Annotated in this window: 16 protein-coding genes; 4 read left to right on the top strand and 12 right to left on the bottom strand. The window is 61.1% G+C overall.

Translation table 11 applies throughout. The features are described 5' to 3' along the window. Positions 1 to 9: 9 nt before the first annotated feature. The gene (locus ACSQ36_RS22770) at positions 10 to 3,249 is read right to left on the bottom strand and encodes an efflux RND transporter permease subunit (RefSeq protein WP_436183684.1); all 3,240 of its coding nucleotides are present in this window, start codon (positions 3,247 to 3,249) and stop codon (positions 10 to 12) included. Positions 3,250 to 3,549: 300 nt separating this feature from the next. Beyond that, a complete protein-coding gene (locus tag ACSQ36_RS22765) occupies positions 3,550 to 4,428 on the bottom strand; it encodes a LysR substrate-binding domain-containing protein (RefSeq protein ID WP_436183683.1) in 879 nt (292 codons plus the stop codon). Between the two features lie 135 nt (positions 4,429 to 4,563). Between ACSQ36_RS22765 and argH the strand changes: the two genes are divergently transcribed. The 4 genes from argH to ACSQ36_RS22745 all read left to right on the top strand — a co-directional run bounded on the left by argH (position 4,564) and on the right by ACSQ36_RS22745 (position 8,580). Continuing rightward, on the top strand, positions 4,564 to 5,997 hold the full coding sequence (gene argH / locus ACSQ36_RS22760) for an argininosuccinate lyase (protein WP_213762043.1): 1,434 nt from the start codon (positions 4,564 to 4,566) through the stop codon (positions 5,995 to 5,997). Continuing rightward, positions 5,991 to 6,875: an amino acid ABC transporter permease gene (locus ACSQ36_RS22755; RefSeq protein ID WP_436183682.1), complete on the top strand. Its 885-nt coding sequence runs from the start codon at positions 5,991 to 5,993 to the stop codon at positions 6,873 to 6,875. The genes argH and ACSQ36_RS22755 overlap by 7 nt, the downstream gene beginning before the upstream one ends. Positions 6,876 to 6,903: 28 nt before the next feature. Next, entirely contained in the window at positions 6,904 to 7,668 is a 765-nt protein-coding gene (locus ACSQ36_RS22750; RefSeq protein ID WP_213762041.1) for an amino acid ABC transporter ATP-binding protein, read from the top strand. 75 nt (positions 7,669 to 7,743) lie between these two features. Beyond that, a complete protein-coding gene (locus tag ACSQ36_RS22745) occupies positions 7,744 to 8,580 on the top strand; it encodes an ABC transporter substrate-binding protein (protein WP_436183681.1) in 837 nt (278 codons plus the stop codon). A 93-nt stretch (positions 8,581 to 8,673) separates the two neighbouring features. Here ACSQ36_RS22745 and ACSQ36_RS22740 read toward each other — a convergent pair whose 3' ends face one another. The 10 genes from ACSQ36_RS22740 to ACSQ36_RS22695 all read right to left on the bottom strand — a co-directional run bounded on the left by ACSQ36_RS22740 (position 8,674) and on the right by ACSQ36_RS22695 (position 20,896). Then, entirely contained in the window at positions 8,674 to 9,726 is a 1,053-nt protein-coding gene (locus ACSQ36_RS22740; protein WP_213762039.1) for an ABC transporter substrate-binding protein, read from the bottom strand. A 1,125-nt stretch (positions 9,727 to 10,851) separates the two neighbouring features. Next, the gene (locus tag ACSQ36_RS22735) at positions 10,852 to 11,979 is read right to left on the bottom strand and encodes an NAD(P)/FAD-dependent oxidoreductase (protein ID WP_436183680.1); all 1,128 of its coding nucleotides are present in this window, start codon (positions 11,977 to 11,979) and stop codon (positions 10,852 to 10,854) included. Beyond that, positions 11,972 to 13,408, bottom strand: a complete 1,437-nt coding sequence (locus ACSQ36_RS22730; RefSeq protein ID WP_436184920.1) for an FAD-dependent oxidoreductase — start codon at positions 13,406 to 13,408, stop codon at positions 11,972 to 11,974. Before ACSQ36_RS22730 ends, ACSQ36_RS22735 begins: the two co-directional genes overlap by 8 nt. A gap of 23 nt (positions 13,409 to 13,431) precedes the next feature. Continuing rightward, positions 13,432 to 13,785, bottom strand: coding sequence for a (2Fe-2S)-binding protein (locus ACSQ36_RS22725; protein ID WP_436183679.1), 354 nt, complete (start codon positions 13,783 to 13,785; stop codon positions 13,432 to 13,434). 39 nt (positions 13,786 to 13,824) lie between these two features. Beyond that, complete coding sequence (locus ACSQ36_RS22720; RefSeq protein ID WP_436183678.1) at positions 13,825 to 14,619, bottom strand: ABC transporter permease; 795 nt, start codon at positions 14,617 to 14,619, stop codon at positions 13,825 to 13,827. 13 nt (positions 14,620 to 14,632) lie between these two features. After that, complete coding sequence (locus ACSQ36_RS22715) at positions 14,633 to 15,547, bottom strand: ABC transporter permease (RefSeq protein ID WP_436183677.1); 915 nt, start codon at positions 15,545 to 15,547, stop codon at positions 14,633 to 14,635. Next, positions 15,540 to 16,616, bottom strand: a complete 1,077-nt coding sequence (locus ACSQ36_RS22710; protein ID WP_436183676.1) for an ABC transporter ATP-binding protein — start codon at positions 16,614 to 16,616, stop codon at positions 15,540 to 15,542. The genes ACSQ36_RS22715 and ACSQ36_RS22710 overlap by 8 nt, the downstream gene beginning before the upstream one ends. A gap of 258 nt (positions 16,617 to 16,874) precedes the next feature. Further along, complete coding sequence (gene amaB, locus ACSQ36_RS22705; RefSeq protein ID WP_436183675.1) at positions 16,875 to 18,389, bottom strand: L-piperidine-6-carboxylate dehydrogenase; 1,515 nt, start codon at positions 18,387 to 18,389, stop codon at positions 16,875 to 16,877. A gap of 309 nt (positions 18,390 to 18,698) precedes the next feature. Then, positions 18,699 to 19,952, bottom strand: coding sequence for a PLP-dependent aminotransferase family protein (locus ACSQ36_RS22700; RefSeq protein ID WP_436183674.1), 1,254 nt, complete (start codon positions 19,950 to 19,952; stop codon positions 18,699 to 18,701). Next, entirely contained in the window at positions 19,949 to 20,896 is a 948-nt protein-coding gene (locus tag ACSQ36_RS22695) for a DUF1338 domain-containing protein (protein WP_436184919.1), read from the bottom strand. Before ACSQ36_RS22695 ends, ACSQ36_RS22700 begins: the two co-directional genes overlap by 4 nt. Between the last annotated feature and the right edge of the window lie 153 nt (positions 20,897 to 21,049).

Here is a 21,049-nt window from a genome sequence, read left to right as displayed (position 1 = left end):
CAGCCATATTTAACTTGGAGCATGCTCGCCGGCGCCATGGTCAGGGCCGCCGTGGCCTGGGTTGCCGCCTGAACCACCGCCATGATCGTCCTGGTCACCCGCCGAACGATCATGCCGCCGGGCCAGCCGGCTGTGAATACCCGCAAACACGAGCGGCACGAAAAAGAGTGTGGAAACAGTAGCGAAGAGCAATCCGCCGATCACCGCACGGCCGAGTGGCGCGTTTTGTTCGGCGCCTTCGCCGAGACCAAGCGCCATCGGAATCATACCGATGATCATGGCGAAGGCCGTCATCAGCACCGGCCGGATACGGCTCGCGCCGGCTTCCAGCGCCGCGGTCAGCGGCGGTGCGCCGGCCTGCAGCCGCTGGCGCGCGAAGGACACCATCAAAATACTGTTCGCGGTCGCGACGCCCATTGTCATGATGGCGCCGGTGAGCGCCGGAACGCTCAGGTGCGTGCCGGTGAGGAACAGCATCCAGACGATGCCGGCCAGCGCCGCCGGCAACGCGCTGACAATGATCAGCGGGTCGATCCACGACTGGAAATTCACCACGATCAGCAGGTACACCAGCACGATTGCCATCGCCACGCCGATACCCAGGCCAAAGAACGACGAGCGCATGGTCGCGACCTGGCCGCGCACGACGATCTGGCTGCCGCGCGGCAAGGTGGCACGGGCCTGATTCACGAGCTTGTCGACCTGCCTCGCGATACTGCCGAGGTCGCGTCCTTCCACGCTTACGAACACGTCGATGACCGGGCGGATGTTATAGCGCGACACCACCGCGAACTGGTTTTGCGGCGTGACCTGCACGAGGTTGCCGAGCAGTTGCGTGGGTCCCGTGGCGCTGCCGGAAACGGGCGTGCGCAAGAGTTCGTCGATTGATGAAACCTGATACTGAGGAGTCTGCACCGCGACCGAATACTCCACGCCATTCTTGTTGTTGAACCAGAAACCCGGGGCGGTTTGCGAGCTGCCCGACAGCGAGACCAGCACGTTCTGGGCGACGTTGTTCGCCGTCAGGTTGAGCTGCTGAAGCCGGGTACGATCCATTTGCAGGTTCAGCGCGGGTTCGTCGAGCTTCTGCTGGATGTGGGTATCGACCGTGCCCGGAATCTGGCGGATCGCCTTCATCAGCTTCGCCGCGACCTGGAAGTTACCTTGCTGATCCGCACCGGAAATCTGTACGTCGACCGCGGCCGGCAAACCAAAGTTAAGAATCTGCGTAACGATGTCCGCGGGCTGGAAGAAAAATTCGACGCCCGGAAAACGCTTCGGCAGCTCGGCGCGCAACTTGTCCACGAATTTCTGCGTGGGGTCGTGATCCGCCGTCAGCGCAACCTGAATCTCACCGTCGAGGGTGCCGATCGTGCCCGCGTTGCTGTATGACAAGTTGATGCCGCTATACGGCAAGCCGAGGTTATCGAGGACCGTGACGAGCTGATCGGCCGGCACGATCTCCCGCACCACTCTTTCCACATCGTCCGCGAGCCGCGCGGTTTCCTCGATCCGCGTGCCGGTCGGCGCACGCATATGCAGGCGAATGTCGCCGGAGTCGACGGTGGGGAAGAAGTCCTCTCCCAGCGCGAATACCAATCCTACCGACAGCACGCAAAAGCCCAGGAACGCCGCAGCGAACACCCGGCGCCGCACAAGCAACGTACTCAGGATCACGATGTAAGTGGCGCGCATGCGCTCGAACCCGGCGTCGAAACGGTGATACAGCCGCATGAACACATTCGGCTTCGATCCACTCTTCGGCTTGTGCGCGTGGCCCATCAGCAGCATCGCGAGTGTTGGCACGAGCGTACGCGACAAGATGTACGACGCGAGCATCGCGAACACCACGGCTTCGGCGAGCGGCACGAACAGGAATTTCGCCACGCCCGTCAGGAAGAACATCGGCACGAAAACGATACAGATACACAGCGTGGAAACCAGTGCGGGAACCGCGATTTCACCCGCCCCTTCCAGAATTGCCTCGTGCAGGTCCGTGCCCATGTGCAAGTGCCGCTCGATGTTCTCGATGGTCACCGTTGCATCGTCAACCAGGATACCCACTGCGAGCGCGAGCCCGCCCAGCGTCATGATGTTGATGGTCTGGCCGAGCGCGTGCAGCACCAGCAAGGACGAGAGGATCGACAACGGAATGGAGACCGCGATGATGCAGGTGCTGCGCCAGTTGCCGAGGAACAGCAGGATCATCGCGGCGGTCAGTGCGGCAGCGATCAGCGCTTCGCGAATCACGCCCTGCACGGCCGCCTTGACGAACACCGATTGATCGAAAAGCGGCGTGATTTTCAGATCCTGCGGCAGCGAAGCCCGGGCGTCCGGTAACAGCGCATAGAGGGAATTGACAATGGACAGCGTCGACGCACTACCGTTCTTGAGCACCGAGATCAGCACACCGCGGTGTCCGTCCTGGCGCACGATATTCGTTTGCGGAGAGAAGCCGTCACGCACATGGGCGACCTCTCTCAGGTAAGTGGTTGCACCATTGAGCGTGCGTACCGGAATGTCGTTCAGCGCGGCGATAGTGGCCGGCGAACCATTCATGTTGATCGTGTACTCCTTCATCCCGATCTTGGCCGTACCGGTGGGCAAGATCAGGTTCTGCGTATTGAAGGCGTTCACCACGTCCGACGGCGTCAGGCCTTTCGCCAGCAGCGCGCGGGTATCCAGGTCGACCGACACCAGGCGGCTTTTACCGCCATACGGATACGGCACGGCCGCACCGGGAATGGTCACCAGTTGCGGCCGCAGGAAGTTCAGGGCGGTGTCGTTCAGGTCCTGCTCGGAGAGCGTGGGGCTGGACAAGCCCAACTGGATCACCGGGATACTGGAGGCCGAATAACTGATCACGAGCGGCGGCGTGGCGCCCGGCGGCATCTGCTTCAACTGCGCCTGTTCCACGGCCACCGTTTGAGCAATGGCGGTCTGGATGTTCGCGGTAGGTTGCAGGAACACCTTCAGGATGGCGATGCCCGGCAGCGACTGCGACTCGATGTGTTCGATGTCGTTGACGGTGGTGGTCAGGCTGCGCTCATTGACCTGCGTTATTCGGTCGGCCACGTCCTCGGCTGACAGGCCCGTGTACGTCCAGATAATGCTGACGACAGGAATGTTGATTTCCGGCAGGACGTCGACCGGGGTTGTCAGGAGCGCAAACGGCGTCGCCAACAGGATCAGGATGGCCATCACGATAAACGTGTAGGGCCGCTTCAGCGCAACGTTGACAATCCACATTGAGACGCGCTCGAAAAAAGCAGGAAAGAAAAATGAACCGCTGGAATGCAACGACGCCGTTCAGCATAGGTTTGTTTGCACACAGCGAGCCGGATTGATTGCGGCCCGAAGCCGTGCAGCCTTTCAGACAACTAATAGCTGATAGGCAACTCACGCCCCGATCTTAACGGGAGGGTACCAACGCCTACATGGCGCCAAAATGGCAGAAATGTCAGGAAGCGGAAGCTGTCGCAGATTTTCCAGCGGCAAACGTTTTCGCGCATTCGGGCTGCTTTTCATACCCGATAAAAATAGAACGCTTCACGCTAATTTCGAATCCACCCATGACACAAACGCCGCCACCAGCGGCGCCTCCTTCAACTCGTGCCGACGCACCCAGTAATACGCATGCTTGCCCGGCACGGTGATACGAAAGGGACGAACGAGCGTGCCATCGGCGAGATCGTCGCGGACGGAAAAGCTATCGCCCAATGCTACGCCTTGTCCCCGCACAGCGGCTTCGATACCCACATGCGCAATGCCAATTTCTAGAATGCGCAAACCTTCAAGCTTGTCCGCCGACGCCTCTGCCAGCCATCGCATCCACGACCCGGCGTGCTCGCAGAACAAGGTCCGGTTGGCCAGGTCCTGCACGGTGCGAAGGGCACGTGGCCCGTTCATGAGCGATGGACTCACGACGGGGAACAACACCGGATGCATGATCAGCTTGACATCGCGATCACGCCAGCGGCCCTCGCCGTATCGGACACAGAGATCGACGTCGGATGAATAGATTTCCTTGTCGTCGTTGGACGGGATCAGTTTTAAGTTGACTGCGGGGAATTGATCGAGGAAGTCACCAATGTGCCGCGCGAGCCACCGTGAAGTGAACAACATCGGCGCCGATACCACCAGGTCTCCCGCAATGACGGGCGAATCCAGCCTGACGACTGCTGTCGCGATCATGTCGAACGCGTTCTTGACCGGCTGCAGCAGCGCTTCGCCGGCAGGCGTCAGTTTCACCCGCGCCTTCGAGCGAATAAACAACGCCACGCCAAGGGTGCTCTCCAGCACACGCACCTGATGGCTGACCGCGCTTGCCGTGACGTTAAGTTCCTCGGCCGCGCTTGCAACCGTCCCGTGGCGCGCGGTGGCTTCGAATGCACGCAAGGGATTGAGTGGGGGCAGCCGATGGCGCATGGGCAAGTCTTATGAACGTAGAAAAACGAAAGATGCTGAGAAAAATTTGATTTAAGGCGAATTTAATTCTCTCTACAAGCAAAAAATTTCTTTGCGTAAGCTAAGGTTCGTTCTGAAACACTTCCGGGCAAACGCATGAACACTACCGACACAACCGAACGCCTCTGGGGCGGCCGCTTCAAATCAGGGCCGTCGCTGGCGCTGGAAAACCTGTCCCGTTCGGACCCCAGCTTCTTCCGCCTTGCGCCCTACGATCTCGCCGGTTCGCGCGCCCATGCAAACGAACTGAAGCGAGCCGGGATCCTGAGCGCCGACGAACTTCAACAACTGCTCGACGCGATGCAGCAAATAGAGACCGAGTTCGTTGCGGGCGACCTCGCCCCTATCCTTGCCGACGAAGACGTCCACACCTTCCTCGAACGCGAACTGACGCAGCGGCTCAAAGCGATCGGCGGGAAGCTGCGCGCGGGCCGTTCGCGCAACGATCAGGCGGCGAACGACTTGCGTTTATATCTGCGTGACAAGGCTCGCAAGCTGGCGCTGGCCGTGATCGAATTGCAGCACGCACTGGTTGAACAGGCCGAGGCCCACGTACAAACCGTCACCGCCGGCTTCACGCATTTGCAACCGGCACAGCCGATCGTGTTCGCGCATCAGTTGCTTGCGCACGCGCAGTCGATTTATCGCGATGTCGACAGGCTCGTGGACTGGGACCGGCGCAGCGCACGTTCGCCGCTCGGCGCCGCGGCGCTGGCGGGTTCCGCGATCTGCTTGCGGGCCGATCTGTCCGCGCAGGAACTCGGCTACGACGGCCCGTGCGAGAACTCCATCGACGCCGTCGCCTCGCGCGACCACGTTGCCGAGTTCACGTTCATCACGAGCATGCTGGCGGTCAACCTGTCGCGGCTTTCGGAAGAAGTGATCCTGTGGACCTCGCGGCAGTTTCGCTGGGTCGAACTCGACGATGCTTATGCAACCGGCAGCTCGATCATGCCGCAGAAGAAAAACTCGGATATAGCGGAGCTGACACGTGGCAAGGCGGGCCGATTGATCGGCAACCTGAGCGGCTTGCTCGCCACGCTCAAGTCGCTGCCGCTTGCCTATAACCGTGATCTCGCGGAAGACAAGATCGCCGCGTTCGATAGTATCGACACGCTCGAACTTGTACTGCCTGCAATGGCCGGTATGATCCGCACCATGCATGTGAACGTGGATGAAATGCGGCGTCAGGCGCCGCTCGGGTTTACGCTCGCTACCGAAGTCGCCGACTGGCTCGCGCTGCGCGGCGTGCCGTTCAGCGAAGCGCACGAGATCACCGGCGCGCTGGTGCGGGCCTGCGAACAGCAGGGCATTGAACTGGGCGACGTGTCGGTGGCAACGCTTGCCGGGGTGGATGCGAGACTTGAACCCGGCGTCCTCGATCACGTCACGCTGGACGCCGCCGTCGCGGCGCGCAGCGGTTATGGCGGCACGGCGCCGGCACGCGTGGCCGAACAGATCGCGCGCCTGCGCAGCGCTATTGAAGAACAGGTCGCATGGGCGGCTTACTACAAAGGACCTTCATGCTGAGCGCATCGAACGACCGTGCATCGGCGTCCGGCAACGCCGACACCTTCACCGATATCTCGCACTTCAAGCACGTACCGCGGCGCTATTACGGGCGTTATCTCGCCTCGGTGGTGATCCTGGCGATCGTGGTCTATATCGTCGTGGCGTTTGCGCGTGGGCAGATCGACTGGACCGTCGTCGGGCGTTTCCTCACGGCCAAGTCGATCCTCAAGGGCCTCGGCAATACCATCGTCATGACGATCCTCGCGATGGCGCTGGGCATCGTGCTTGGGGTGATCGTGGCTATCATGCGGCTCTCGACCAATCCGGTGATGCGCGCGGTCGCGCATGGCTACGTGTGGCTGTTTCGCGGCACGCCGGTAATCCTGCAATTGTTGCTGTGGTTCAACCTCGCGCTGGTGTTTCCGGTCATGGGCATTCCCGGCCTGTTCGAATTTCACACGGTCGACATCATGACGCCATTCCTCGCCGCCCTGCTCGGACTCGGAATTAATCAGGGTGCCTACACATCGGAAGTCGTGCGTGCGGGGTTGCTCTCGGTGGACACCGGCCAGTACGAAGCCGCGAAGTCGATCGGCATGCCGAGACTCCAGGCGCTGCGCCGCGTGATCCTGCCGCAGGCCATGCGCGTGATCGTGCCGCCTATAGGCAACGAGCTGATCGGCATGGTGAAGCTGACCTCATTGGCAAGCGTGATCCAGTACGCGGAAATGCTGCATAACGCCGAGAACATCTACTATGCGAATGCTCGCGTGATCGAATTGCTGATGGTCGCCGGCGTCTGGTATCTGGTCATCGTCACGGTTCTTTCCTTGCTGCAGTCGCGGGTCGAACTGCGTTTCGCGCGAGGGGCGGGCCGTCCTTCCGCGAAACAGTAAATCCACTTGAACGCGAACCCAGGCAACCATGAACCCACTAGTCAAAGCGGTCGACCTGCGCAAGTCCTATGGCGAGTTCCAGGCGCTGCACGGCATCCATCTCGACGTCGCGAAGGGCGAAGTGCTGTGCATCATCGGGCCATCCGGCTCGGGCAAAAGCACCTTCCTGCGCTGTATCAATCAACTCGAAACCATTACCGGCGGCGCGCTGTGGGTGAACGGTGAACTGGTGGGATACCGGCGCGTCGAAAACAAGCTTTATCCGTTGTCTGAAAAGCAGATGGCGCGGCAACGTCTTGCGACCGGCATGGTGTTCCAGCGCTTCAATCTTTTTCCTCACATGACCGCACTGGAAAATGTGATCGAAGGGCCGGTCCAGGTGCTGAAGAAGAAAAAGTCCGAGGCCGTTGAAGAAGCGCGCGCGTTGCTTACGCGGGTCGGGCTTGGTCACAAGTGCGATGCGTTTCCGGTCGAGTTGTCCGGCGGCCAGCAGCAACGTGTCGCCATTGCACGGGCGCTTGCCATGCATCCTCAACTCATGCTCTTCGACGAACCCACCTCCGCCCTCGACCCCGAACTGGTTGGCGAAGTACTGAGCGTGATGCGCGACCTGGCCAAGAGCGGCATGACGATGATCGTCGTCACGCACGAACTCGGCTTCGCGCGCGAAGTGGCGAACCGCGTGGTCTTCATGGACCAGGGCAAGGTAGTCGAAAGCGGCACGCCGGAACAGGTGCTGTCGCGACCGCAACAACCTCGTACACAAGAGTTCATTTCGGCCGTGCTTTCCTAGCGTTACGGCGCGCGTGGACACGGCTTTTAATACTGCTTTTCAATTTTCCGTCAACCTTTGTTCAGGCAACTTTTCATGATCGATTCCTTGTTCCGGCGAACCCTTGTCAGCCTCGCGTTTGGCGCGGTTTCGCTTGTTGCATCGCTGGCTCACGCCCAGACGCCCGTGGCGGGCAATGGCACGCTCACGGCCGCTATCGTGCCGAACTATCCGCCATTCGAATACAAGGACCCGGCAACCGATGAACTGACCGGCTTCGACGTCGATCTCGGTGCCGCGCTGGCCGCGAAGATGGGGGTGAAACTGAAGTGGGAAGAGACCAACTTCGACCAGATGATGAGCGCACTGACCACGCATCGCGTGGACGTGATCCTGTCGGGTATGACCGACTTGCCGACCCGCCGCGAGGCCATCAACTTTCTTGACTACATCAAGTCCGGGCCGCAGTTTTACACGCTGAAGGCGCGCGGTGGCGACTTCACATCGATCGAATCAGTGTGCGGCAAGCACGTGGGCGCGAGCCGCCGCACGTCGTGGCCCGACGACATCAAGACGTGGAGCGACGAGCACTGCGTCAAGGCGGGAAAACCGGCTGTGCTGGTGGTGGGTACCGATGGTTCAGCCGATGCCCGCCTGCAGTTGCGTCAGGGACGGATTGATGCTGCCGTGCAAGGCGGTGAAACGCTGCCGTATCAGAACACCCTGGAGAAAGATGCGTACGCGCCGATCGGCCAGCCGTTCCTGTCGCAATACTCGGCGATTGGCATGGCAAAGAACAGCCCGGCTTTAACTGATGCGCTGAGCCAGGCATTCGGCAAGCTGATCGCTGACGGCACCTACGCAAAGATCCTGAAGAAATGGGGCTTGCAGGAGCATGCGGTGTCGAAGGTCATTATCAATTCGCAGGAGTAAGAAGGCGCCGGTTATACGTTTGATGAACCCGTATACGGGAACGGGCGTTGTCAGGGCACTCCCTGACAACGCCCGTTCTAATTCCGCTTCAGATTACCGTTCGACCTGACGATTCCAGCGCGCGTCCCATTGCGGGCGATTTGCGTTGATCACATCCCAGTCCACCACGTTGACCTTCTTCACCAGGTCGTCGAGGTTACCCAGTTGCTGCTGCATCGAATCGGGCATCTTCGCCTGGCGGTTCGTCGGGATCTGGCGGCCGGCGCTTGCTGCCTTGCTTTGTGCCGACGCCGAGATCATGAATGCCGCAAGCTTTTGCGCGAGTACCGGATCGGGGTTGTTTGCAACGACGCATTCATCGACGAGCAACAGCACCGGCCCTTCCTTCGGGTTCACGTAGGCCACGGGAATGCCCTTCGCCTGCAGGTCACCCACTGCGGTCGGCGTGAGCGGGAACAGGCCGGCTTGACCGGTCTGGACCATCTCCGAGATTTTCGCCGAGTTCGGGATGTACTCGATCACGTTCCTGCCCACGGTGCTTTGCCATTTCGTGAAGCCGGGTTCCACATTCTTCTCGGAGCCGCCTTCGAGGCGGTTGATCATCAGGAAACCGTGCAAGCCGAACGTGCTGCTCGATGCCGACTGGAACACCACTTTGTCCTTGTATTTCGGGTCGGCGAAATCGAGCCACGATGTTGGCGGCGCCCAGCCGTTTGCCGTGAAGAGTTTCGTGTTGTAGGCGATACCGGTCATGCCGAGTTGTACGCCCGCGCCGATGTCGTCCTTCATGCGCGCGAACGGATACAGTTGCTTGAGTTCAGGGCTGTCGTCGAGTTTTTGGCAGACGCCCATGCTGACTGCGCGAGCCATCACGCCATCGTCGAGGAACACTACGTGGATTTGTGGTTTGGCTTTGTTCGCCAGTAGCTTGGCGAGAATGTCGGAGGACGTGCCGGGTACGACTACCACTTTTACGTTGTTGGCCTTTTCGAATTCGGGTAGGACTTCGCTGGTGTAGGCCTTTTCCATCGGGCCGCCATTCATGCCGATGTAGATGGTTTTGGTATCCGCTTGCGCTGACGTGGAGAGGGCTGCTGCGCACAAGGCGGTAATGCTCACGCTGGCTACTGTATGAAACGCTTTCATTTATTGATCTCCTTTAGACAGGGTGGTTTGAGGGGGTTCGTTCGCACTTCTTGAAAATATTCTGTTCGAGGGACGGGGTTGGATTCTAGGGTGCTCGGGGGCTATGCCGGGGTGCTCGGGGTCAGTGCCGGGGTGGTCGGTTCTGGGGTTAGCGGTCGGGGTTGGTGCTGGGGTGGTCGGTTCCGGGGTTAGCGGTCGGGGTTGGTGCCGGGTTGCTGCTTTCAGTGTTAGCGGTCTGCGTGAGTCGGATTTTCTCTTTATCACTATTAGCCACTGTGCGTGGCGGCACGTCATTTCTTTGTCCAAAGCGACAAAGAAACGAAGCAAAGAAAACGCTTTAACCGCTCTACCCTAAGTGTCCACAGCGTGCAGTTTTCATTCATAGGTGCCCCAAAAGCACGGTGCTCGCCAGAGCGGAGGATGTGTGAAACCCTCCTTCTCCGAACACGGATACCCACACGCTTCGCCACCAGTGATTGAACCTGCCCAAGGGGCACCCCGCGCTATCCGCGGACGACCTCCCTCCAAATGTGTACGCACCTCGAACCACGTCGCCAACCCTGCTGAAAACGAGGTCGCGAAGATGCGGGGGGCCGTAACCGGCGAAAATAGCTGTACAGAATGCGCAGCCAATTCACAAAAACTGAAGCAGTAAACACAAACATGCAAGAAGCTGTGGCCTATGAATACGGTCGCACAGACCAGGTAGCTAACCTGTCAAAAAACCGCAGCCGTAAATACCCGTAAGGCGGTGCGGGTTCCTTAGCAATTGTGCTTGCCCGAGAGCGTACGGGGCGAAGCGTGTTCGTGTCAGGATTCGCGAGAAGGAGGGGTTCAAACATCCTCCGCTCTGGCGAGCACCGTGCTTTTGGGGCACCTATGAATAGAAACTGCACGCTGTGGACACTTAGGGTAGCGTGTTTTAAAAGCGCTTTCTTTGCTTCGTTTCTTTGTCGCTTTGGACAAAGAAATGACGTGCCGCCACGCACAGTGGCTAATAGTGATAAAAAGAAAATCCAACTCTCGCAGACCACCACGGCCGAAAGCACCAACCCGGCATTGACCCCGACCACTAACCCCGAAAGCACCACCCCGGCATTGACCCCTGACCACTCCCCCCAAAACCTATCCCCCCCGACCAAACCGCCCAATAGAAAACGCCTCGATCGGCGTCCCCGATCCCCCCTCAACAATGAGATCGGAAAGCACCTCCCCAACCCCCGGCGCAAGCAAAAACCCCCCACCCGAAAATCCAAACGCATGCAGCAATCTTGGCGTAGTCCGGCTAAAACCAATCACCGGATTGTCATCTGGCGTACGGCCTTCAACCCCTGTCCAGGTCCGCAACAACAACGCATCTTTCAACGCCGGCAAAAGCGCGCACGCAGCCCTCATCACCGTCCGCGTAGTCTCCGTGAGCGGCTGTGCGTACTCGCCATCCCCCAACCCACGCCCCCCGCCAATCACCACATTGCCGCGCGCCACCTGACGAGCATAAATGCCGCCGCCATACACCCCAAGATTATGATCGATGAAATACGGCAGCGGCTCGGTCACCCACATGTTCGGATAGATCGGCTCCATCGGAATGGTCTCGCCAAAGTACCCAGCCACCGTGTTGCCCCAAGCGCCAGCAGCATTGACCAGCCAGTCACTCTGAACCTCGATCACAGCACCCGAGTCATGCCGCGCCTCGACAACAAACCGTTCCCCATCACGCACGATGTTCGTCACCGCAGTCTGCTCACGGACATCCGCACCGGCTGCACGCGCCGCGCGCGCGAACGCAGGCGACACCACGCGCGGATTCGCGTGACCGTCACCGGGACACAATGAACCACCCACCGCGGCCGCCCCAAGCCACGGGTAACGGCGCCTGAACGCAGGTCCGCTCATCAACTGCAAATCGAGACCAAACGGGTTGGCAAGCTGCGCGTACGCTTCAAGCGCCGCAAGATCCGCTTCGCTGCGAGCCAACCGCAAATGCCCCGAAACAACGAACTCTCCATCCGTGCCCACAAGTTCCGGCAACCGGTCCCAGATCGAGCGCGCACGCACCGCCAGCGGCAATTGTTCGGCCGGCCGCCCTTGGCGGCGCACGCCGCCGTAGTTCACACCGCTCGCCTGCGCGCCGCAATAACGGCGTTCGAACAGCCCCACCTTCAGCCCGCGCTTTGCAAGCATCAAGGCCGTCGATGACCCCACCAAACCCCCGCCCACCACCAGCACGTCGAACCGCAAAGTCTCATTCATCGCGGGCGTGCTCCGCAATGGCGGCCAGATGATTCGCTTCGGGAGCTTCGTCCATCATCGCTATTGATAAAGGCACAGGTTTGATCGGCGCCTGTCCGCGCAAACGTCCGGCATCAGCGATAGGTCTGCCCGTCTCCGCGCTCAGCAATTCTGCCGCCGCCGCGCCGCACATGCGCCCCTGGCAACGACCCATGCCCACGCGCGTCAACGCCTTCAGCCGATTGATCTCGTTCGCTTCGCCCGCACGAATGCAGCGGCGCAGCGCGCCGGCATCGATCTCCTCACAACGGCACACCGTCATGTCGTCCGGCCAGTACGACGCGCAATCGGAAGGCAGCGCAAACGCCTGCTCCAGCCCAATACGAAATTCGGCGATGTTCGCCAGTTGCCGGTCCAGCTTCGTGACCTGAGCCTGAACGTTAGCGTTCACAGCCCGATGCCCAAGGTCTTCGAGCATCGCCAGCGCCGCACGACGGCCAGCCAGTTCCGCAGCATCCGCACCCGCGATACCCGCGCCATCGCCGGCGAGATAAACGCCCGGCACCGAACTGCGACCGGCCGCATCGCGCTCCGGCAGCCACGCGCGATTGAGCGGATCGAAGCGGAAGCGGCAACCTGCCAGGTCCGCAAGCTGCGTTTCGGATCGCAGGCCATAACCAAACCCAACCGCATCGCAGGGAATGGTCAACTCTTGCTCGCCATCACCATCGCGATAGGTCATGGCCTGCACCGCTTTATCGCCCGTCGCGCGCACAAGCGTCACGCCACGTTCGATACGAACCCCATGCGCCGCCAGCCAGCCGACGTAGTAGAGTCCCTTCGCAAAGGTGGACGGCTGCCGCAACAAACGCGGCGTCGCGGCGAACTGGCGTGAGAACGGATTGGTGTCGAGCACCGCCTCCACCTGCGCGCCGGCCTTCGCGTATTGATACGCCACGAGGTAAAGCAGCGGCCCGGTTCCCGCGAACACCACGCGGCGTCCGATCGCGCAGCCCTGCGATTTCAGCGCAATCTGCGCCGCGCCGAGGGTGTAGACGCCCGGCAGCGTCCAGCCCGGAAACGGCAACACGCGATCTGTCGCGCCGGTCGCAATCAACAAGTGCGAATAAGGCACCGTGCGCTGGCGTCCGTCATGCAGCGTATCGAGTTGCGCGGCGCCGCATCCCCACACCAGCGTGTCAGGCCGATAGTCGAGCTTTGAAAGCAGGGCAGCCATGGTTGAGTGCACCGCGTCGGCCTTGCCTGCTTCCAGGCCATACAGCGACCGTTTGCTGCGGGCAAAACCCGCATCCGCTGGCGGCTGCCGATAGATCTGCCCACCAGCGCGCGGCGCTTCGTCGATCACGACCGGCACAATGCCCGCGGCCACCAACGTCTCAGCCGCGCGCACGCCAGCCGGTCCCGCACCGACAATGACGACCCGGCGCATGCTGTTTTTATCGATAACCGCGCTCACGTTCTTACCACTCCTGCAGGCCGGGTCAGGATACGCATGCCGTCCTTGACGAAGGTCGAACATGCTCTAATCCGGGTGCCCTCTTCCAGTTGTACCCAGCAATCCTGACATGCGCCCATCAGGCAGAATCCTGCGCGTGGTTCACCGCTGAACTCGGTGTCACGCACCCGCCGTGTGTGCAGCAGGACAGCGCTCAATACGGTATCGCCGGTCAGGGCCGTGATGGCGACGCCGTCCAGCGTCAACGTCACCTGCTTGCGATGCGCTTCCGTCAGACGCACGAATTGCGGCGCATCGCCGACCGTGGTGTGCGACTGGCCGGCGGATGTTGCGCTGGGGAGATTTGTCATCGCGTATCGCGTAGATAGAAGTCGTGGGGCCTGTACGAATCAATGCGAACCAATCAGTATCCGGTTCAGTCCATACGCGCGGTCGAGCACGACCATCGCACCGGCCGTAATGAAGATCACGAGCGCGGATACGGACGCCATCATCGGGTCGATCGATTCGGTCGCGTACATGTACATGCGCACCGGCAACGTAATGGTCTGCGGCGAGGTTACGAAGATCGACATGGTTAGTTCATCGAAGCTGTTGATGAACGCAAGCAGCCAGCCGCCCGTGATGCCGGGCAGGATCATCGGCAGCGTGATGCGTCGAAACGACGTCCATCGATCCGCTCCCAAAGACTGCGCCGCATGCTCGATACTTCGATCCATGCCGCTCACCGAGGCCAGCACCAGCCGCATCACGAACGGCGTGATGATGATCATGTGCGCCGCGACGAGCCACGTGAACGTGCCGGTTGCGCCGATCATCGCGAAGAAACGCAGGAACGCGATGCCAAGCACGAGACTGGGAATCACCAGCGGCGAGAGGAACAAACCATTGAGGAATTCGCGCCCCGGAAACCGTTCGCGTCCGATAGCAAGCGCCGCCGGCAAGGCCAGCGCGAGCGACAGCGTAGCCGATGCAAACGCCAGCTTGATGCTGTTGAAAAACGCCGAGATGAAATCCGGGTAATCGAGAATCGCGCGGAACCAGCGCAACGAAAAGCCGTGCGTGGGCAGCGTCAGCGTCTGGTCCGGCGTGAACGCAACCAGCACGATGATCACTAGCGGCGCCAGCACGAACAGGATCACTAGCGTGTGGAAACTCAGGGCAACGAGGCCGTTCTTTCGCATCGCAGCGCTCTCCTTAACCGAGGCTTCTGGAGTAACGACGCTCCAGAACCCGGTAGTACGTGATCATGATCACGAGGTTCGCGATCAGCAACAGGATCGCGATGGTCGCGCCGAGCGGCCAGTTGAGCGAACCGAGGAATTCATCGTAGACGGCGGTGGCCGCTACTTTCAAACGACGGCCGCCGAGCAGGCCGGGAATCGCAAACGCGCTCGCCGACAAACCAAACACCATCAAGCTGCCCGACAATATTCCCGGTGCAATCTGCGGCAACACGATGCGCCGCAACGTGGTTGACGGTGACGCCATCAGCGAGAGCGCCGCGTTTTCAACCTGCGGATCAAGCTTCTGCAACGAGGTCCAGACGGGGATCACCATGAACGGCAGCATGACGTGAACGAGCGCAATCACTATCGCGAAGGTGGTGTACTCCAGCTTGTACGGACCCAGCCCAAAGAGGCCGAAGAACTGATTCACGATACCGCCAGTGTTGAGCAACATGCTCCAGCCGAACGCGCGCACCACCACTGACACGAGCAACGGCGCGAGGATCACGAGCAGGAACATCGAGCGCCACGGATCACGCATCCGGTAGAGCACATACGCTTCAGGCGCACCGATCGCAACGCACAGCACGGTCGTCAGGATCGCGATGCCGAAGGTCCGCGCAAAAATGGTCTGGTAGTAGCTGTCCGTCAGCACTTCAACATAGTTGCCGAACTGGAACGCCGCGATCGGACCACTGGCCGGATCGAAGCGATAAAACGTCAGCACAACGGTCATCGCGAGCGGCGTCAGCACGAGCACCGCGAAGAGGATGAACGCAGGCAAGCTCATCAGCCAGGGCGGCACGAACGCGTGCCACGGCGCGCGGTCATTCTTCAGCGCACCGCTATTGTCCGATCCAGTCGAGTCGAGAGTACTAGCCATGACTCGCTTCCTGAATCACGCGCACGGCGTCACGATGCCAGTCGATGCCGACCATCGCGCCTTCGGCTACCGGTTCGGTACCTTCGTTCTGGCTGCAGACGAGCACTTCGCCAATGGCGGTATCGACGCGATAAAGCCATTGGCTGCCGAGGAAAAAACGGCTGGTAACGGTCGCCGACAAGCGCCCCGTTCCCACCTCGCACAAGTGCAGTTTTTCCGGACGGATGCACAAGGTCACCGTATCGCCTTCGCGCCACACCGTGCCCGCCTCAATGCAGGCAATGCCAGTCAGTTGATGTCCGAGATCCACGTGGACTTCGTCGTGGTACGCCTCGGTCACGGTCCCCTCCAGCATGTTCGCCTTGCCGATAAACTGCGAGACAAAGCGATTCTCCGGCCGCTCATACGCGCGATACGGCGAGTCGACCTGCGTCACGCGCCCCGCTTCCATCACGACCACGCGGTCACTGATGGACAGCGCCTCCGACTGATCGTGCGTGACCATCACCGTGGTGGTGCCGACCTTGCGCTGAATGCCGCGCAACTCGAACTGCATCTCTTCGCGCAGCTTGGCGTCGAGATTGGACATGGGTTCATCGAGCAGCAGTACCGGCGGCTTGATCACCAACGCACGCGCAATGGCAACCCGTTGCCGCTGACCACCCGACAGTTCACGCGGATACCGCGCCGCCAGCGCATCGAGCCGCACGAGCGCCAACGTCTCGCGAATCCGCTCCGCGCATTCGGCCTTGCCGACGCCGCGCATTTCGAGTCCGAAGCCAACATTCTGCGCAACCGTCATGTGCGGAAACAGCGCATAACTCTGGAACACCACGCCTAAGCCGCGCTTGTTCGGCCGTACGTGCGTAATGTCCTTGCCATCGAGCGAAATCCGCCCGCGCGTTACATCGATAAAACCAGCGATCATTTGCAGCGTCGTCGTCTTGCCGCAGCCCGAAGGCCCCAGCAGCGAGACGAATTCGCCTTTTTCAACCGAGAGGCTCACGTCGCTCACGGCGTTCAGGTCGCCGTAGGCTTTGGTCAGTTTGTCCAGCACGAGAAACGACACGGTGGCCTCCAGGGTCTAGCGAAAAACAGTTGAACAGACGCGGGTATTTACGCAATAGCAACGCGTAGACAGGCGGAACGTGCCTCCATGCAGAGGCGCGCCATAGGACGGATTCGAGCGAAACAACCGGGGATGACCGCGGAAGCCTGACGTCCGCTCAGGCACGCCGCGGTTGGCGTGCGCAAGCGGATGAAAGGAGTCGGCGTCGGGGTGGGACGCCTGGTTTAAATCTCTTTTTGATTCTTCTTCAAGTCCGGATCAAACGTCGAACTTCACGCCTTGCGCAAGCGGCAATTCACGGCTGTAGTTGATCGTGTTGGTCGCGCGGCGCATATAACCCTTCCACGCATCGGAACCCGATTCACGGCCGCCGCCGGTTTCTTTTTCACCGCCGAACGCGCCGCCAATCTCTGCGCCGCTCGTGCCGATGTTCACGTTCACAATGCCGCAATCGCTGCCTGCCGCCGACATGAACTGCTCGGCTTCGCGAATGTCGTTCGTGAAGATCGCCGACGACAAACCCTGCGGCACGCCGTTTTGCAGTTGCAATGCTTCAGCGAAGTCGTCGTAGGTCATCACGTAGAGGATCGGCGCGAAGGTCTCGCGTTCGACCACAGCCGTTTGTGCAGGCATACGTACGAATGCCGGACGCACGTAGTAAGCATCGGCGTGACCGCCTACTTCCACGCGCTCGCCGCCCTTGACATTGCCGCCTTGCTCGCGGGCATCGCCTAATGCCTTCTGCATGCCGTCGAACGCAGCACGGTCGATCAGCGGACCGACAAGCGTGTCTGACTCAAGCGGGCTGCCCACTTTCACCGATGCAAACGCTTTTTCCAGACGCGGCAGCAACTGGTCGACCACGCTGGTATGCACGATCAGGCGACGCAGCGTCGTGCAACGCTGTCCCGCCGTGCCGACTGCCGAGAAGGTCACGCCGCGCACGACCAGATCGAGGTCGGCGCTGGGCGCCACGATCATTGCGTTGTTGCCGCCCAGCTCGAGGATGCTGCGACCCAGCCGCTTTGCCAGCACTTGCGCCACTTCAATACCCATGCGCACGCTGCCGGTCGCGCTGACGAGCGGCACCTTCGGCGACTCGGTCAGCACCTGGCCGACATCGCGTGCGCCGAGCAGCAACTGGCTCAGGCCTTCGGGCGCGAGACCCGGATGGGTCTTGTCGAATTCGCGCAGCGCCTTTTCGAACAGCGCGTGACAGGCGATAGCCGTCAACGGCGTTTTCTCCGATGGCTTCCAGACCACTGCATCACCGCAGACAAACGCCAGCGCCGCATTCCACGACCACACCGCGACGGGGAAGTTGAACGCGGAGATCACACCCACCACACCCAGCGGATGCCACGTTTCCATCATTCGATGACCTGGACGCTCCGAGGCGATCGTCAGGCCGTAGAGCTGGCGCGACAGGCCAACGGCGAAGTCGCAGATGTCGATCATTTCCTGCACTTCGCCCAGGCCTTCGGACGTGACCTTGCCGGCTTCCAGCGTGACGAGGCTGCCGAGCGCGGCTTTGTGTTCGCGCAGCACATTACCGAAAACGCGCACGAGTTCGCCGCGTTGCGGCGCGGGCACAGTGCGCCATTTGAGGAAAGCGGCGTGGGCAGCGTCGATCTTGCGAGCGGCATCGGCGGGGGTATCAACGGCCAATCCAGCCAGCGTCGCGCCGTCGAGCGGCGAACGCGCCGTGAGGGCATCGCCCTTCCACTGGTCGAGGTCTACACCGAGTGCACCAAGAATATCGTTCAGTTTCATCACTTCCTCTCTATGTCGGGTGGCTGCCGGGCACTGCGGCGCGGCCCGAGGCCACGATCCGTCAGCGCCGCTCTGGAACCGGCTCCGGCGAGTAAATGCATGCATTCGTCGGAACAGAGTTTCAGGGCTTAAAAAAACCGCTGCAATTGATTAATCGGCACGACTTGGTGCGCTGGAGGAAACAACTGGAACCAACTACACCTAGCCGAGCGTCCATCTGCGTTCAGGTTACGCGATTAGAACGCGTTTCACCGTATCTGGCGAGCCTTGGTGGAACCATACGGCGGGCTGGTCCTGGTTTGCGCACTCCTACCGGCTCGCCAGCGCGAGCTTGAGCCGCCGTACGCCTTCGAACACTTCAGCCTCGCCCGGCGCGGCCGCGAACGAAAACCGCATGCTCGATTCGTCCGGATCACGCGCGTAAAACGCCGGCCCAGGCACATACATCACGTTCTGCTCGATCGCGCGCTTGAGCAACGCAGCCGACTGACGGCCGCCCTTCAGGCGCGCCCAGATAAACATGCCGCCTTCCGGCATCACGTATTCAATCTCATCGGGCACAAACTGGCGCAACGCACTCGCCAACGCCTCGCAACGCTTGCGATAAGCCTGCGCAATGGTCTGCACATGTTCGGCCAGACGCCCACGCTCCAGATAGTGACGCGCCGTTTCCTGCGCGAGCGGCGAAGTGCAGAGATCGCTCGTCTGTTTTGCCACAAGCATGCGTCGAGTGATGGCAGGCGGCGCAATCGACCAGCCGATGCGCAAGCCCGGCGCCACGATCTTCGATAGGCTGCCGAAATACACGACCCAGTCGCTCGCGCCCGGGATGGCATCGGCGAATGTGATTATCGGTTTGACCGGTTCGCCGGAGAAACGCAGCTCGCCATAAGGATCGTCCTCGACCAGCACGAAACGAAACCGCATTGCAAGCCGCGCGAGCGCTTCGCGACGCGCCGCCGGCAAGGTTGCGCCGGTCGGGTTCGCGAAGGTCGGCACCGTGTAGAGCAGCTTCGGCCGCGTGGATGGATCGAGCGCTTCGAGTTGAACGGTGAGCGCGTCCACGTCGATACCCTGCGCGTCAGTGCGCACCGGAATTAGCTGCGCGCCCGCGAGCCGCAACGCCTGGATCGCAGCCGGATATGCCGGCTCCTCGATCAGCACAGCGTCGCCCGGTGCGACCAGGATCTTGATCAGCAGGTCGAGACCTTGCTGCGAGCCCGTGGTCACGATCACGTCGTCCACATCGCGCGTCACTCCGCGATCACTCATTAATCGCAGGATCGCGCGGCGCAGAGCGGGCGAGCCGGCTGTGTCACCGTATTGCAGGCACGCAATCGGATCGGACGAATAGGCATCTTCCAGCGCCTGGCCGATACCCGCCCGGTCAAAGAGATCCTTCGACGGATACCCGCCCGCGAACGAAATCATGCCCGGCCGGCCGAGGTACTTGAAAAGCTCGCGGATCGCCGAGCCTTGCGGCGCCTTGAACGGTTCCGTGAAATCGTACAGGTTGGCGGCGGGGTTGGCGGCAGGATTGGCAGATTCGGCGGCGGAGTTCACGCGGCCGCCGTCATCTTGAAGATGCCCGTGGCGTTGCCGGCATCGAAACCAAGATCGAGCTTGGCTCGCCCAGTGGTCTCGTCCATGACTGCATCGCGGCTAATGAATTCGTAGAACGAACCCGGCACATCGCGTGCGATCGTCGCACCGTCGGCGCCGATGAAAACCCGGCGCACGGGACCGGCGCGAAATGCAGTCTGACGCACCCGGCCCGACTTCGAAATCTCAACGCTGTCCTTGATCGGACGGCCGAGCGCGCGCTGGGCATCGGCGACGGCGAAGACGTCATCCACACGATCGGTCGCGTGATTGAACGCGTTGCCTTCGGTCGCGATCCACGCCATTTCCGCCGATTCGGCACGCAGCGTTTCATAGTCCGTCAGGCGCGGTACGGGGTGCTGACGCTCGAAACAGCGCACGAGCACGGGCAGCAAGTCGAGGGCAATAGTCAGTGGCAGCGAGTGATCGCGCTCCAGCTCTGCCAGCGACGCAACCGCTTGCGGCGTCAGCGGATCGACACTCTCGCCAATCACGTTCGTTACGGCTTCCTGGAACTCGGGACTGAAACGCTCGGGATGCAGTTCGCTCACGAAATACTGCGCGATTTCATCGGGGGCATCGGCGTGCATGTACGAGCGCCCCGTCATCTTGATGCGATCGAGCGGATACGTACCGTTCAGCACAAAACCCAGCGGCTTCAGAATGCGCGTGAACGCGGCTTCGCCCGGCGGCAACGCGCCGGATTCAGCCCAGCGCACGGTGCGCAGCGCGCCGTGGTCGAACTGAACGCGGGTTTGCGTGTGCTGGAGGTCGTCGGTGTAAGCGCGGCCCGTTGGCACGCGCTCGAGCAGGCCTGCGAACAGCACCATGTTCATCGCCTGGGCCAGTTCCGCACGGCTGACCGTGCCCGGCGAGGTATTGGCAAGCACGGATGGCAAGTTCATCAATCGCACTAACCCGGTTACATCCGATTCCGGAAGGGCAACAGCAAGCAATGCGGCGAGATTTGAGTTCATTTGTCCAGTTCCGGCTGATCTAGCGTGGCGCGAGCCCAGGGCCCGGTTCGGCGATTCACTGGAAGTCGATTCTGGAGGGCG

It is taken from the genome of Caballeronia sp. LjRoot34, from assembly GCF_964253815.1.
GTDB lineage: Bacteria > Pseudomonadota > Gammaproteobacteria > Burkholderiales > Burkholderiaceae > Caballeronia.
Note: the sequence above shows the minus strand (reverse complement) of the source record. Positions and strands in the feature narration are given on the sequence as shown.

Coding starts and splice junctions, on each gene's coding strand:
- ACSQ36_RS22770 (WP_436183684.1), bottom strand. CDS start 3,249: ATGTGGATTGTCAACGTTGCGCTGAAGCGGCCCTACACGTTTATCGTG.
- ACSQ36_RS22765 (WP_436183683.1), bottom strand. CDS start 4,428: ATGCGCCATCGGCTGCCCCCACTCAATCCCTTGCGTGCATTCGAAGCC.
- argH (WP_213762043.1), top strand. CDS start 4,564: ATGAACACTACCGACACAACCGAACGCCTCTGGGGCGGCCGCTTCAAA.
- ACSQ36_RS22755 (WP_436183682.1), top strand. CDS start 5,991: ATGCTGAGCGCATCGAACGACCGTGCATCGGCGTCCGGCAACGCCGAC.
- ACSQ36_RS22750 (WP_213762041.1), top strand. CDS start 6,904: ATGAACCCACTAGTCAAAGCGGTCGACCTGCGCAAGTCCTATGGCGAG.
- ACSQ36_RS22745 (WP_436183681.1), top strand. CDS start 7,744: ATGATCGATTCCTTGTTCCGGCGAACCCTTGTCAGCCTCGCGTTTGGC.
- ACSQ36_RS22740 (WP_213762039.1), bottom strand. CDS start 9,726: ATGAAAGCGTTTCATACAGTAGCCAGCGTGAGCATTACCGCCTTGTGC.
- ACSQ36_RS22735 (WP_436183680.1), bottom strand. CDS start 11,979: ATGAATGAGACTTTGCGGTTCGACGTGCTGGTGGTGGGCGGGGGTTTG.
- ACSQ36_RS22730 (WP_436184920.1), bottom strand. CDS start 13,408: ATGCGCCGGGTCGTCATTGTCGGTGCGGGACCGGCTGGCGTGCGCGCG.
- ACSQ36_RS22725 (WP_436183679.1), bottom strand. CDS start 13,785: ATGACAAATCTCCCCAGCGCAACATCCGCCGGCCAGTCGCACACCACG.
- ACSQ36_RS22720 (WP_436183678.1), bottom strand. CDS start 14,619: ATGCGAAAGAACGGCCTCGTTGCCCTGAGTTTCCACACGCTAGTGATC.
- ACSQ36_RS22715 (WP_436183677.1), bottom strand. CDS start 15,547: ATGGCTAGTACTCTCGACTCGACTGGATCGGACAATAGCGGTGCGCTG.
- amaB (WP_436183675.1), bottom strand. CDS start 18,389: ATGAAACTGAACGATATTCTTGGTGCACTCGGTGTAGACCTCGACCAG.
- ACSQ36_RS22695 (WP_436184919.1), bottom strand. CDS start 20,896: ATGAACTTGCCATCCGTGCTTGCCAATACCTCGCCGGGCACGGTCAGC.